Source organism: Otoolea muris (assembly GCF_943193115.1).
Lineage (GTDB): Bacteria > Bacillota > Clostridia > Lachnospirales > Lachnospiraceae > Otoolea > Otoolea muris.
The window spans coordinates 97,271-110,911 of the sequence record NZ_CALPCY010000010.1 but is presented as its reverse complement, the minus strand read 5'-3'; the positions used below and the strand labels follow the sequence as shown (position 1 = coordinate 110,911).

Below are 13,641 nucleotides of genomic sequence, written 5' to 3'. Positions count from 1 at the left end.
GGCGTACGTGGAGCGTACGTTGATTAAATTTGGGTGCATCTGGCGGAAAATCAGCCGCAAAAGCAGGCGCAGAGAGATTCCGAGAGTACATTCCATATGAAAAGGATATAATTATTATGGGAAAAGTCGCTTTATCAGGACGAGATCTGAGAACCCTGCAGCTAATTGAGCTTGAAATGCTGGTTGAGGTGGATCGGATCTGCAGAAAACATAAGATTCATTATTCGCTTGATGGGGGAACTATGCTGGGAGCGGTACGCCACAAGGGCTTCATTCCGTGGGACGATGACGCGGATGTCGTATTTACACGCCATGAGTATGCAAAATTTTACCGCGCTTGTAAGAAGGATCTTGATACAGAACGCTTTTTTCTGCAGGAGCACCGGACGGATCCCAACTACCGGTGGGGATATGCGAAGCTCCGGCGCAGGGGAACGGAGTTTATCAGGGTAAATCAGGAACATATGAAGTATAAAACAGGCGTGTGTATTGACATCTTTGCGGATGATAACGTGCCGGATCATCCCGTCCTGCGGCGTATGCACCACGGGATCCATTTCTGTATCCGCAAGCTGCTGTATGCGGAGCTGGGCAGGAAGGCCGCAGAGACAAAACTTCTGCGGCTGTGGTATGAAATTTTGTACAGGCTGATTCCGGCAGACTGCGTGTTCTGGTTTAGAAACCGCATAGCTGCGATGGCCAACCGCCGAAGGACACAGCTTGTCTGCCACACGACCTACCAAAACCCCAGGCCGGCATGCCGTTACGGTTTCCCGTCCGCGTGCTTTGGCCATTACATACAGATGGAATTTGAGGGAATGATGTTTTCTGTGCTTGCCGGCTATGACCGATATTTGAAGCTCTGCTATGGGGACTATATGCAGCCCCCGCCCCCGGAAAAACGAGTCGGGCCCGGGGAGGCGTCCTGCATCAGGCTGATTGATATGACACTGGAGGAGATTCAGGAGCGGTATCGCAGGGAAAATTTAAAGATGGCATGTATTGACGAACAGACAGCCGGATCATAGCTCCGGCTGTTATATTTGTTCATTTCCCAAGCAGTATATCCAGCGTGTGCTGTATGCCTTCCGCGATGCCATAATGCCCGTGCCACCCCAGCCTTTCAAGCTTTTCACTGTTTAAGACCTGCCGTGGGATCGGCGTCCGATCCGCCAGCTCGGCGGCGGTCGGCTCTGCAAAGCGGACGCTCTTTCCGGCGGCATGGGCTACTGCTTTTGCAAAATTAGCAATAGTAACCCGCGCGTCCGGGTTGGCGCTGTTATAGGCTTCGCCGCTCGTACCGTTAAGCAGGACGGTCAGGATGGCGCTGGCGCAGTCCGCCACATAACAGTAGGAGCGCATCTGCGTCCCCGCGCTTTTGAGGACGATATCCTCCCCGTCCAATACATTCCGCATAAACTGCACATTTGCCCGGTTATCGCTGTCCGTGATGCCGGGCCCGTAGGTATGGCAGGGACGAACGATGACAGTCTCAAGGCCGTACTGCTTCGTATAAGACGCGCACAGGGTTTCCGCCGCCCGCTTGCTGGACGGGTAGCAGGAGCGGGGGGATGTGGGGTCAAGAAAGCCGCTGTAAGACTCATCAAAGGAATCGCGGTATATATCCCCCTGGCCGTATACCTCTCCGGACGAGACATAGAGGAAACGTTTTGTCCTATGCGCCCTGCCGTATTCCAGGAGATGAAAGGTACTGTCTATATTCCCCACAATGGTTCCGGCCGGATCGCCATTAAAAGCAGCCGGGTGCGCATTGCCGGCCGCATGAATAATATAGTCAGCCTTTATGTCAAAATCGATGGGCTCCATGAGGTCATAGCGGGCAAAATGTAATGTATCTGTCTCAGCTCCGAACCGCCCGGCGAGCCTGTCCCTGCTTCTTCCCGCGGCAATCACCCGTCCGCCTGCTTCATGCCCCTGCATATATGTGCGAAGCATATCGACAATAAAGGAACCGATGGTGCCCGTCGCCCCTGTTATAAGCACCGACGCCCCGGCGAGCCGCTCCATGCCGGGGACATATCCGGCCGCTGCCTTCAAATCTGTGAGATAAGTGCTGCTCTTGTATAAATTCAATCTGATTCGCCCCTTTTATGATAATTTGATGTCCTGTCCCATCTGCCTGCCCTATGCATCCCATTCCATATGGCATGGGATGCATAGGGCAGGACTCCCTACCGCTTGATCCACTCCGCCTGCCGCGTGTTCAGGAGCGCTTTAAAAATATCAATGTCGTCCACCGTTGTGAGCTTGATATTTTTTTCGGATCCGGCGGAGAAATACACCTGTTCCCCCATCTCAATCATGAGCGTGCAGGAGGCGACCGAATTGGTAATGCCAGCCTCCAGTGCCCTCCGGTGCAGGCTGCAGATCCCTCCTAAACGAAAGCCCTGAGGAGTCTGGGTCCGCTTCAGTTGATCGCGGGGATAGCTTCCCGCAGAGATGACGCCGTCCTCTGTGATCATCATAGCCTCCGCGCACGGAACAGTCGCGATGCCGCATCCGTATAGCTGCGTTTTTACAATACAGTCGGATATAATCTCGGCTGACACCATGGGCCGGATCGCGTCATGGATCAGGACAATATCATCCGGCGCATAATGCTTTTCCAGCTCAAAGATGCCATTGCGTATGGAATCCTGCCCGTTTTTCCCACCGGTTACGACAGAGCTCAGTTTTGTTATATTAAACTGGCTGGTATAAGCCCTGAGTACAGATTCCCAACCTTCGATACAGACCACGCTGATTGCGTCGATATCGGCATGGTTCTGGAATGCCTCCAGAGTATAGACAATCACCGGTTTCTCATTCACAGTTAAAAACTGTTTTGGTATATTCTGATGCATGCGCGCGCCGGAGCCGCCAGCTATGATTAATGCAATATTGGCCATGTTCCTCTCCTGATCATTTTACTTAAAACAATAACGGTTCACAGGAATTATAACATATACAGTAAGAAAAAGCCATCGTTTATGTTGTTCGCTTAGGACTTTAAATGTAACAGTCCGTTACTGTTCACACGATTATATCTTGAAAAAAGCCGGGCTGTGATATAAAATGATATAAAACCAATTATCGGAGGTGCGGGACATATGAAAATACTATTTGCGGAATGGGACTGTTATGGAAAAGACGATCTGAAGGAGACATTCGCCGCAGAGGGCCATAGTGTGGTTTGCTGTCCGATGCAACTTCATGGTAATTCGCAATCAGAGCAGCCCATGTTGGCGCTTCTGCATAAGGAGGGGCCGGATATAGTTTTTTCTTTTAATTATTTTACGCATATTTCAGATATTTGTAATAAAGAAAACATAAAATATGTCTCCTGGACATATGACAGCCCGAATTTATCGCTTTATTCGGATACAGTGATTAATCCATGTAACATTATCTATGTTTTTGACAAAGATGTGTATATGCAGTTTCATAAGGCGGGTATCGATACCGTACATTATATGCCGCTGGCTGTTAATGTAAGCCGTCTGGATCGGATGGGTAAATCTTTGCCGTTCCAATATGATGTTTCATTTGTAGGTTCTCTTTACGTGGAAAGAGGGAATTATTATGATCAGATGGCGGCTGATCTGCCGGATTATGCGAAAGGGTATCTGGACGGCCTCATGGCCGCCCAGTTAAAGATACAAGGCTACAATTTTATTGAGGAGTCATTAGGGCCTGTTATAGATGACTTATACAAGGCATTCCCTATTGTGCCGGCCGGTATGGAAAGCAGGGAATTTCTATATGCACATGCTGTCATTAACCGAAGGATAACAGCCATAGAACGCCTGGATTTATTGCTTGATATTGCAAACGCCCATAGAGTTGATTTATTTACACATTATGGCGGAGTTACTATGCCTGGCCTGCGTAACCATGGCTCTGTCGATAGTTACAGCGAAATGCCGCTGGTATTTAAGCAAAGTAAAATTAATCTGAATATTACTTTGCGAAGCATTCAAAACGCGATTCCTCTTCGGGCATTTGATATTATGGGGGCGGGCGGATTCCTGCTCACTAATTTTCAGGCGGAATTTCTGGATTTTTTTGTGCCGGGAGAAGATTTTATTTATTATGAAGATAAGGAAGATTTATTGAAAAAGATTGATTATTACCTGATACATGAAGACGAGAGAGCGGCAATCGCGAAGAATGGGCATGATAAAGTGGCGGCGGCGCATACATACCGGCATCGTGTAAAGGAGATGCTGGATTTTTAACGCTTTCCAATCGGATCAAAGCACTACTGGCATAATAATGAAGGATTGCCGGAAATAACTTGTGAATAGCGTAAAAAGGGGAGAATAGAGGACACAGCAGAACACGTTGGCACCCTCTACTCTCCCGCGCTCACCGCCCAAAGCGGCCCGCCGCTGTCATAGCTTCTCTTTAATTCTGCCAGAAGCGCATTCAGATCCCAGCTTTTCTTACAGTTCTCATATCGGTTCGGATCAGCGATGGAGACATAGCCGTCCTCCAGCGACCGCGTGATCAGAATAAAATGCCCGTTATTTGTCAGCGCGCCTTTTCCCATAAGGGCCACGAGGACGTGCCCGGTTTGAAGAAGCTCCTGCACGTGCGCGGGAGAGCGATCCTGGACGCTTTCCACCTTTAATCCATAGGCCGCAAGCGACTGGGGGATGAGGCCGTGGTAGGAGCCGCCCTGCGCGGCGTAGTAGCCGTTGGCAGCAGACCAGTCCGCTGCCTCGATGGGGGTGACATCAGCCCCCTGTGGGGAAAAGCTGCTTATCAGCATGGCTGTGGCAGAGGGGCCGCAGCCGTATTTTTTCATGGGATCCGCCCCGCCGTAGAGGTAGTCGGCCCAGCGGACATCGCCCTGGCTGTAGTAAACCATGGGTCCCATCGAGGTATCCAGCACAGCGGAATACATGGTGCCTTCCTCTGTGGGAAAGGATTCCATGTCCAGATCCGAGAGCTCGCCGAGCTCGATCGGCTGCACTTCGCCGGGGGAGAGGGAGGCGCTTTCTCCGCCGCCCGCGTTTTGGCCGCCATTGCCGGCCGTCCCGCCTTCGCCGCCTTCCGATTCTCCGTGCGCCTGTGCATCTGTCCCGGCCGCCTTCGCCGCCTGCTTTTTTTCGCTGATCATCTCGCGGACCCATGCCACCGCCTTCCAGTCTGCAGGATTCGTGAGGACCGCGGGCTGAAAGTAAGCGAGCAGGCTGACCATGACAGTCACCGCTGACACAACGGCCCCTGAGATTACAACGGCAGGCAGCAAACGGCTCCCGGACGAGGACGCCGCGCCGGGAGCGGCATGACGCACCGGCTTTTTTCCTGATGCTGGCCTGCCAGCGCCGGTATGTTGGTTCTTGTTCATCATAACTTCGCAAATACCGCCTGGGGAATTGAGCTTAAGGAGGACTGCATGCAGACAGCCCCGATTTTATATGCTTCCATGGGCATACCATAAACGACGCAGCTCTCCCTGTCCTGGCCGATGGTGTAAGCGCCGTTTTTGCGCATGCGAAGAAGTCCTGCCGCGCCGTCGGCGCCCATACCGGTGAGGATCACGCCAATGGCCTTATCCTTGACAAGGTTTGCCACGGAGTCAAAGAGCACATCCACGGACGGACAGTGGCCGTTGACCTTATCCCCGGGGACGCACTGCACCGCATAACCCATGCCGATACGCACAACACGCATCTGAAGGCCGCCGGGAGCCAGAAGGGCCAGTCCGGGCTGCACCCGGTCGCCGTTCTTTGCCTCGCGGACCTCCATCTTACAGAGACGGTTTAAGCGCTCTGCATACATGGCGGTAAAGCCTGCGGGCATATGCTGGGTGATGACAACTCCGGGCATATTGGCCGGAAACTGACGGACAACCTCGAGGATGGCTTCTGTGCCTCCTGTGGATGCGCCGATCGCGATGATCTTTTCATTTGCGCCGGGGCCGAACTTGGAGGGGGCGAGCGCCCTTGCTGCGGGTGCAGCGCCGGGAGCCGCAGCGCCCGGGAGTCCGGAGCTGACGTTTCTGCGCACTGGCACGCCGGTTCCGGCCGCAGCAGAAGCCTGCGGGGCGGCGAGCCGGACATGCGAGGCGGAGGCAATGGTCAGCTTTGCCAGAACCTTCGCTAAAAACGCATCCTTCTGCATATTGCTCTCAGCGTCGGGCTTGCGCACAAAATCAACCGCTCCGGCGGACAGCGCGTCAAACACTCTTACATTTAAGGAGGAGACGAGGATAACCGGGAGCGGGTAAGTCGGAAGAAATTCCTTCAGGAAATCAATGCCGGACATCCCGGGCATCTCGATATCCAGGGTAACCACATCGGGCTTTAAAATCGGTATTTTATTCTTGGCGTCAAAGGCATTGATCGCAAAGCCGATGACCTCAAAGCGGGGATCCCGCGAAATGTTCTGTATCAGCCATGTACGGAATACAACAGAATCATCAATTACCATTACTTTGATTTTTTTCTGCATAGGAAAACCCTCTTTCTCAATATTAAGCTACGGTTCAATCATTTGTCCATAAATCCAAAGGATTTACGGAGCAGGCGGCCGCCGCGCTCTGATATTTGTGCAAGGTCAGAAGTAAATAAACAGCACAGCAGTATATCAGATTTTTTTCTGATATATTGCAGGCATAATATATTGATAGGGGCAATCTGCCTTGTTAAGCCCCTCGGAGTGTCCGATGAATAAATACCCGCCCGGAACGGTGGCGTTATAAAACCGCTTTACAAGAGCGTCCTTGGTGGGCTGATCGAAATAGATCATTACGTTCCGGCAGAAAATGAGATCAAAGGGCCTGCGGAACTGGATGGGCTGCATCAGGTTAAAGGTCCGGAAAATAACATTTTGCCGGATGGAATCAGCCAGCCGGTAGGAGGTTCCGTCTTTGACAAAATATTTCTGCTTCCAGGAGCCCGGGAGACGGGAAAGACTGTCCTCCTGATACCTTGGGTTCTGCGCAGTATTCAGGATCTGCTGTGAGATATCCGTAGCCAGGATCCTGGTATCCCATGAACCGGCCTGCGCCCCAAAAAATTCCTTCAGATACATGGAGATGGTGTACGGTTCCTCGCCGGAGGAACAGCCCGCGCTCCAGATGGAGAGCGACTTATCCCGCGCATGCTTTTGGGAGAGCATGGGCAGAACCGTATCCCACAGATATTTAAAATGATTTTCCTCGCGCAGGAAATAGGTGTAATTGGTGGTCAGCTTGTTCAGCATGGAAGTGACCATATCCTTATCCCGGCCGGAAATGACATCGTCAATATACTGGGAAAAGCTGGTATAGCCGCCCGCCTTGAGCGTGTTGGAGAGACGGCTCACAATCAGAGATTTCTTTTTACTTAAGTCAATGCCATAATTGGTCTTGATGTACGTATATAATCTCTGGAAATCCGCATCACTTAAGGTCAACATAGATCGTCTTCACTCCTATCGTATTATATATTGGTAACAGTTCAAACGGGACATCTTCCTGACCGTCTGCGCCGGACAAGAAGCATCGGATGTCCATCCGATGTGGAATCTGGCGGAATTTTGGGCTTATAAACAAGATTAACGCCTAAATTTCCGCCAGATTCCCAGCCGTCTGAACTGTTACATATATTGCAACGGTTCGGGGCCGTTACAGCGCAGTACAGCCATTACGGCCCGAATCGGGCTGTAATGGCTGGGATGGCCGTATTGTTAATAGCGGCATTCGGCGAGGGCGTGGCAGTCAAAGGACATGAGCACGCTGCCGTCGTTTAAGGTTACCATGCCGTCCAGCAGCTTCTGCTGGCGCTTCACGGGTATCGGGCGCACATCCTGTAAATCGATATCCATAACCTGGCGGACCGAATCCACAATGATCCCCATGGGCAGGGAATCCACATCGATGACAATGATGCAGCTCTGGCCGGAAGAATTGCCGGAGGAGTCCATCATATCTGACTGCCCCATGCAGATGCGGATATCAACCACGGGAAGTATCTGGCCCCTCAGATTGATAATCCCCTTGATATAAGGAGGAAGCAGGGGCAGATACGTGATGGGATAACCGTTGATAATCTCAATCACATAGTTTGTACTCAAAAACAGCACCAGTCCGGCTGATTCAAATGTGAGGCAGCGCTCCACGGAGGAGGACTCTTCCTGAACCTGCCGAGTCTCATTTTCATTCTGATTCATCACTTGTTCTGACATGATTCATTCCTCCATTATACGTTTTCAATCGCTGCGGTATGCAGGCTAAGCACATCAAGAATAATACTGATATTTCCGTCGCCCAGAATCGTACATCCGGAAATGCCGTAATTCTTTAAATTAAAGGGATTCAGGAACACGGGGAGCGGCTTTACAACCACCTGCTGCTCACCGATTAAGTCATCCACAAACAGGCAGTAGGAGCGGTCGCTTGCCTCTACCCACATCACGATGCCTTCCTCCATGGACAGAACCTCTGTATCGAGGTGATAGAACTCATGGAGACGGATGATGGGATAGAAGTTGTCGAGGCATTCCATCATCTCATTGCCATTCTCATCGCGGATGATCTGCTCCGGAGTCACCTTAAAGGACTGGCGGATATTTGCGATGGGGATGGTAAATATGGAGCTGCCCACAGTTACCTTCATGCCGTCCACAATCGCCAGCGTGAGCGGGATCTTTAAGGTCATCGTCGTGCCTACGCCCAGCTCGCTGTTGATGGACACCATGCCGCCAATGGATTCCACGTTTCTCTTAACCACATCCATACCTACGCCGCGGCCGGAGTATTCCGTAACGGCCTGGTTTGTGGAAAAGCCGGGAAGCATAATGAGCGACAGGGCTTCCTTCTGCGTATATTCGCTCTCGGGTTTTACCAAAAGTCCCTTTTCGCGGGCTTTTGCCAGCAGCTTGTCGGGATCCATGCCATAGCCGTCGTCGGATATGGAAATGATAACCTCGCTGCTCGTATGGGAAGCCGAGAGAATCAGCTCGCCCTGCGGATCCTTGCCCGCGTCGATACGCTCCTGGGCCGTCTCCTCAATGCCGTGATCCATGCTGTTGCGGACAAGATGCATGATCGGATCCTGGATGCTGTCCACGATGTTCTTATCCACCTCAGTGTCCTCGCCGATGATGGTGAGGCGCACGTCCTTGTTCAGGCTCTGCTTCATATCGCGCACGATGCGGTTCATCTTCTGGAACACGCCGGAGATGGGAACCATCCGGAGCGACATGGCGATATCCTGCAGATCGTCGGTCAGCTTGCGGAGCTGACGGCCTGACTTCATAAAATTATCATAACTGTCTCTCGGGAGAAGCTGAAGCTCCGGAGAGGCGGTTACCATCGATTCTGTGATTACAATCTCGCCCACGATCGCCATGAGAGCGTCCAGCTTTGACAGATTGACGCTGATCAGGCTCTGCTTGACAGGCGCGCTCGTCTTTGCCTGCGCAGCAGGCTTTGCGGGGGCGGCGTTCTGTCCTGCGGCCGGGGCCTGGGAAACCGGAGCAGCGGGGCCTGCCGCGGGAGCGGATGCAGATGCGGGAGCTTCCTTCGGGGGTTCCGGAACTTCCGGCGTCACCAGCTCATAGGAGCTGATGTGGTTCTGCGATTTAAGGATATCCACGGCCTGGGAGGCGGCGTCCTGGGAGTCAAAGGCAAAGAAGAAACCGTTTTCGATGATCTCCTGGGAGGTAGCGCTGTTGCTCTCCATGTCCTGAGGATAATAGCGGAAATCAATGCCGCATTCCCTGACCGCGTTGGCCACCATATAGGCGCGCAGATTCTCCATACCCACGCCGTTGTCAAGGAACATGTGCAGGAAGCACTCCGCGCCCGGATCGTCGGGAAGAGACACGTCTCTGGAAACGGAATCGGCTGCGGGGGCTTCCTCCCCGGCCGCGCTGTCCTGCCCGGAATCGCCGCTGATCTTTTTAAGGAAGATATTGATATCGTTTGCAAAATCATCAATGTTCTCGATCAAAGGCTCGCCATTCTCAATCTTGGAGATCTCCCCGCGCAGATAGTCCTCCGAACGGAACATCAGGTTAAACAGCTCTTTTTTATGCTCCTGGTTCAGGGAATCAATCCCCGTATCACGTATGTAGAAGAAAAGATCTTCAATGTGATGCGTGACCGTTGCAAGGGCGCCGAACTCCATCATGGCGGAGGACCCCTTGATCGTGTGCATGATGCGGAAAATTTCGTTTACATCATCGGATGAAAAGTCCCCGGCCTTTTCATCCGCAACCAGCATCTCGTCGAGCCGGTCCAGAAGAGAATTCGTTTCATACAGGTACGTATCCAGCATGCTTTCCATACCATTATCCATTATATTAGCACCGCCTTTTTAAAGTTTTCATTACAATCCTGTATCTGTATATCGACAAAAAAAAGAAAAATATAAGAGTTCTTTTTTGGTTTGAGGCTTAAAATGGCATGTTTTTAAAAAAAGTCAGGAAAAAATGTTTTAAAGGGCTTACAATCTGGAACACATTTGTCGATATATATAAAAACAGTGGGCCCCTGCACGCTTAAAAAGCAGTCTGATTTTTTAAGGGAGGGGCGCGCGGCAAAATAATAAGGACAGGAGGACAGAGAATGGATGTTATGAGCATAGCCTCCCTGGGCATGGCTATGAGCACGTCAAGGATGATGGTTGACGTAAACATGGCCCTGATGGCGAAGACGCAGGATCTGGCTGAGATACAGGGGCAGGAAATACAGAACATGATTGAGGCGGCGCCCAGCTTTCATGCATTGGATGTATACGCATAGCAGACGGGGGTCGGCAAAACAAAAATTAATAAAAGAGGATGGGAACGATGAAAAATCTGAATATGAGAAAAAAGATTACGGTCAGTCTCGGCGTCGTAATCATATGTTTTCTGATTGCCCTGATATTTACGATGTCAGGCATGAGCAACATTGCAGGTAAGTATACCACATTCTATACCTTACGGCATGAGGCTACCATGCGCGCCCGCAATATGCGCGTTCAGCTCCAGTCAGCAGTTAAGAACGTTACGCTGGCCACGGTTGAACCGGATATGAACGCGACCAATACCCTGCTCAACGAGGCGCAGTCGAATCTCGATACGCTCAACAGTGAGATGAGCTGGTTCCAGAGCAATTTTGACGGCGACATCAGCCTTCTGAACACGTTTAAGTCCAAGCTGGAGGAGGCGGGAGCCTACAGGCAGCAGATCATCGAGCTGTGCAAGGAGAACACCGTATCGTCAAACGCCCAGGCGCAGGAGCTGCTGGTTGACAAATACAATCCTCTTGCGGTTGAGGCCAGCGATATCGTGCTGCAGTTCACTAACCAGCAGAACGAGATTGCGGACGACAATTATCATGCCGCCATGACAAGCCGTAAGGTTCAGATGAGCGTTGCGATAGTGCTGTGCATCATTGCGATAGTGTTTGCGGTGATTATGGCTCTTACGCTCATCCGTTCCGTTGTAGATCCGGTACAGGAGCTTGAGGAAGCGATGAGGCGGATGGAGAGCGGCGAGCTCAAGATCGATGTGAAGTATCAGGCTACGGACGAGATGGGCCGTCTGGCTGACAGCCTGCGCGCAGTGCTTCAGTTCCTGCAGGATGTCATCAGCGATGTGGATTACATGCTGACCGGTCTTGGCGACGGCGACTTTACGATTGTGAGCAAGATGGGCGATAAGTACCGGGGCGAGTACAAATCTCTTCTTATATTTATGAACAAGCTTCGTGAAAACCTGAAGAATACGATGTCCCAGATTAACCAGTCCGCGGATCAGGTGGCTTCCGGCGCGGATCAGGTATCCTCCGGCGCGCAGGCTCTTTCCCAGGGCGCTACGGAGCAGGCTTCCTCTGTTGAGGAGCTGGCGGCTACGATTAACGAGATTTCCAGCAATATCGGCAACAATGCAGAGAACGCGCATTCCGCAAGCACTCAGTCTGATCAGGTAAGGGATCAGGCCGGCGAGAGCAGCAGGCGCATGCAGGAGATGCTGTCCGCCATGTCGGATATCAGCAATACCTCCGGCGAGATTGGCAAGATTGTTAAATCCATTGAGGATATCGCATTCCAGACGAATATTCTGGCTCTGAACGCGGCGGTAGAGGCTGCGAGGGCAGGCGCGGCAGGCAAAGGTTTTGCAGTCGTTGCCGACGAGGTGCGCAACTTGGCAGGCAAGTCTGCGGACGCTTCCAAGAATACGTCTACACTGATTGAGAATACGCTTCAGGCGGTTGAGAGAGGAACCAGGATTGCGAATGAGACAGCCGAGGCTCTGGGCCAGGTTGTATCCGGAGTAGCTGAAGTTGCCTCCACGATTGAGCACATTTCTTCTGCCAGCAAGGAACAGGCAGATGCAGTAAAGCAGGTAACGCTTGGTATCGATCAGATTTCCAGCGTGGTTCAGACAAACTCCGCTACGGCAGAGCAGAGCGCGGCGGCCAGCGAAGAGCTGTCAGGCCAGGCGCAGATCTTGAAGAATCTGGTTAGCCAGTTCAAGATTGGAGACGGCGGCATGTCTTCATCTATGAGCGTGTCAGGTCCTGCCCCGGCTCCCGCTCCGACGCCTGCGCCGATGCCGGATTTAGCCTCAGACAGTACGTATAGCTCCTCCTCGTATGTATCCGCAGGTGGAGACAAGTATTAATGTCACATATGAAACTGATATTTGAAAGAGAGTCTGCCCGGCAGGCTCTCTTTTTAAGCGGGGATTTACCGCATGCATGGTATGAGCCGGCGTATGCCGTCTGATCCTTATTTTGCATAAAATGTAAAGGATTGCTTATGTTCTGGGGGAAAACGCCGAAATTCTTAATAGGTGAGGCGTGTGGCGTCGGTGCGGTTCCTTTGGCTGACGCAACGCGCGCCTTGGGATATGAAAGGAGGATTTGAATGTCAGCGATCAATCTTATCAATTCTGGAAGCTATGGAGTGACAGGTGGATATTCGTCTGTGGACGCTGTGAAGGCGGCTGCGGATGAGAAAAAGACAGAAGGAAAAGTGGAGAGCGCTTCCACCTCGAAAACCCCTGACGTTGATACGTATGAGAAGACTCAGAAGCGTCTGAGCTCGACTCAGCTTAAGCAGATCCAGGATCAGCAGATGGCGTCCTTTACAAGGATGTTGGACGGCATGCTGACCAGCCAGGCCAAGAAGGCAAAATTGGCGTCGAATGGACTCAGCGCTGATCTGTTTTCCGATTTAACCGTAACGCCGGAGCAGAAGCTGGCCGCTCAGCAGGCAATCTCTGAGGACGGCGAGTGGGGCGTAAACGCTGTGGCAACCCGTATTGTGGATATGTGCGTATCCTTATCAGGAGGAGATTCCTCAAAGCTTTCCGAGATGCGCGCTGCTGTGGAGAAAGGCTTTGAGCAGGCCGGCGCACAGTGGGGAACCAGCCTTCCGTCCATCTGCCAGGACACCCATGCTGAGATCAATAAACGCTTTGATTACTGGGAGCAGAACGGATCCGTGGACGGATACGTTTATGCGGCGGCAGGTAAATAAGCATAAAGTTAAATATGGGACGCACTCTGAGGGTGCGGGAGAAATGCGCGGGCAGGGAAAGATTTTTCCTGCCCGGTTTTTTTGCGCCAATTGCGCAGCCGTTCAGACGGGCCTGCGAACCCTCTGCGCAGGCCTATCTGAACTGTTATGAAATTGCCACATTAATTGCGAG

The 13,641-nt window shown here is 51.9% G+C and carries 12 protein-coding genes; 5 read left to right on the top strand and 7 right to left on the bottom strand.

What is annotated here, in order from left to right:
- The first annotated feature begins 116 nt into the window (after positions 1-116).
- The gene (locus NFS31_RS08790) at positions 117-1,028 is read left to right on the top strand and encodes a LicD family protein (protein WP_251493575.1); all 912 of its coding nucleotides are present in this window, start codon (positions 117-119) and stop codon (positions 1,026-1,028) included.
- Positions 1,029-1,047: 19 nt separating this feature from the next.
- On the opposite strand, the gene NFS31_RS08785 is transcribed toward NFS31_RS08790, so the two are convergent.
- Both NFS31_RS08785 and NFS31_RS08780 read right to left on the bottom strand, forming a co-directional pair.
- Positions 1,048-2,094, bottom strand: a complete 1,047-nt coding sequence (locus tag NFS31_RS08785; RefSeq protein WP_251493573.1) for an NAD-dependent epimerase/dehydratase family protein — start codon at positions 2,092-2,094, stop codon at positions 1,048-1,050.
- Between the two features lie 98 nt (positions 2,095-2,192).
- Positions 2,193-2,909: an IspD/TarI family cytidylyltransferase gene (locus NFS31_RS08780; protein WP_251493571.1), complete on the bottom strand. Its 717-nt coding sequence runs from the start codon at positions 2,907-2,909 to the stop codon at positions 2,193-2,195.
- Positions 2,910-3,110: 201 nt separating this feature from the next.
- On the opposite strand from NFS31_RS08780, the gene NFS31_RS08775 reads away from it, so the two are divergent.
- The gene (locus tag NFS31_RS08775; protein WP_251493569.1) at positions 3,111-4,238 is read left to right on the top strand and encodes a CgeB family protein; all 1,128 of its coding nucleotides are present in this window, start codon (positions 3,111-3,113) and stop codon (positions 4,236-4,238) included.
- A 116-nt stretch (positions 4,239-4,354) separates the two neighbouring features.
- On the opposite strand, the gene NFS31_RS08770 is transcribed toward NFS31_RS08775, so the two are convergent.
- The 5 genes from NFS31_RS08770 to NFS31_RS08750 form a co-directional block, all read right to left on the bottom strand.
- On the bottom strand, positions 4,355-5,359 hold the full coding sequence (locus NFS31_RS08770) for a C39 family peptidase (protein WP_251493566.1): 1,005 nt from the start codon (positions 5,357-5,359) through the stop codon (positions 4,355-4,357).
- The gene (locus NFS31_RS08765) at positions 5,356-6,462 is read right to left on the bottom strand and encodes a protein-glutamate methylesterase/protein-glutamine glutaminase (protein ID WP_251493564.1); all 1,107 of its coding nucleotides are present in this window, start codon (positions 6,460-6,462) and stop codon (positions 5,356-5,358) included. The genes NFS31_RS08770 and NFS31_RS08765 overlap by 4 nt, the downstream gene beginning before the upstream one ends.
- 135 nt (positions 6,463-6,597) lie before the next feature.
- Positions 6,598-7,410 carry a CheR family methyltransferase gene (locus NFS31_RS08760; protein WP_251493561.1) on the bottom strand — a complete coding sequence of 271 codons (813 nt, stop codon included), beginning with the start codon at positions 7,408-7,410 and terminating at the stop codon, positions 6,598-6,600.
- A 270-nt stretch (positions 7,411-7,680) separates the two neighbouring features.
- On the bottom strand, positions 7,681-8,178 hold the full coding sequence (locus NFS31_RS08755) for a chemotaxis protein CheW (RefSeq protein ID WP_251493558.1): 498 nt from the start codon (positions 8,176-8,178) through the stop codon (positions 7,681-7,683).
- A 14-nt stretch (positions 8,179-8,192) separates the two neighbouring features.
- A complete protein-coding gene (locus NFS31_RS08750) occupies positions 8,193-10,295 on the bottom strand; it encodes a chemotaxis protein CheA (RefSeq protein ID WP_251493555.1) in 2,103 nt (700 codons plus the stop codon).
- 269 nt (positions 10,296-10,564) lie between these two features.
- On the opposite strand from NFS31_RS08750, the gene NFS31_RS08745 reads away from it, so the two are divergent.
- From NFS31_RS08745 to NFS31_RS08735, 3 genes are all read left to right on the top strand, one after another.
- Positions 10,565-10,741: a putative motility protein gene (locus NFS31_RS08745; RefSeq protein ID WP_251493552.1), complete on the top strand. Its 177-nt coding sequence runs from the start codon at positions 10,565-10,567 to the stop codon at positions 10,739-10,741.
- A gap of 47 nt (positions 10,742-10,788) precedes the next feature.
- A complete protein-coding gene (locus tag NFS31_RS08740; protein ID WP_251493549.1) occupies positions 10,789-12,609 on the top strand; it encodes a methyl-accepting chemotaxis protein in 1,821 nt (606 codons plus the stop codon).
- A 245-nt stretch (positions 12,610-12,854) separates the two neighbouring features.
- A complete protein-coding gene (locus tag NFS31_RS08735) occupies positions 12,855-13,469 on the top strand; it encodes a hypothetical protein (RefSeq protein WP_251493546.1) in 615 nt (204 codons plus the stop codon).
- The last annotated feature ends 172 nt before the right edge of the window (positions 13,470-13,641 follow it).

Bases quoted from the DNA above. Each gene is read 5' to 3' on its own strand.
- NFS31_RS08790 (WP_251493575.1), top strand. From the start codon at position 117: ATGGGAAAAGTCGCTTTATCAGGACGAGATCTGAGAACCCTGCAGCTA.
- NFS31_RS08780 (WP_251493571.1), bottom strand. From the start codon at position 2,909: ATGGCCAATATTGCATTAATCATAGCTGGCGGCTCCGGCGCGCGCATG.
- NFS31_RS08775 (WP_251493569.1), top strand. From the start codon at position 3,111: ATGAAAATACTATTTGCGGAATGGGACTGTTATGGAAAAGACGATCTG.
- NFS31_RS08770 (WP_251493566.1), bottom strand. From the start codon at position 5,359: ATGATGAACAAGAACCAACATACCGGCGCTGGCAGGCCAGCATCAGGA.
- NFS31_RS08765 (WP_251493564.1), bottom strand. From the start codon at position 6,462: ATGCAGAAAAAAATCAAAGTAATGGTAATTGATGATTCTGTTGTATTC.
- NFS31_RS08760 (WP_251493561.1), bottom strand. From the start codon at position 7,410: ATGTTGACCTTAAGTGATGCGGATTTCCAGAGATTATATACGTACATC.
- NFS31_RS08755 (WP_251493558.1), bottom strand. From the start codon at position 8,178: ATGTCAGAACAAGTGATGAATCAGAATGAAAATGAGACTCGGCAGGTT.
- NFS31_RS08750 (WP_251493555.1), bottom strand. From the start codon at position 10,295: ATGGATAATGGTATGGAAAGCATGCTGGATACGTACCTGTATGAAACG.
- NFS31_RS08745 (WP_251493552.1), top strand. From the start codon at position 10,565: ATGGATGTTATGAGCATAGCCTCCCTGGGCATGGCTATGAGCACGTCA.
- NFS31_RS08740 (WP_251493549.1), top strand. From the start codon at position 10,789: ATGAAAAATCTGAATATGAGAAAAAAGATTACGGTCAGTCTCGGCGTC.
- NFS31_RS08735 (WP_251493546.1), top strand. From the start codon at position 12,855: ATGTCAGCGATCAATCTTATCAATTCTGGAAGCTATGGAGTGACAGGT.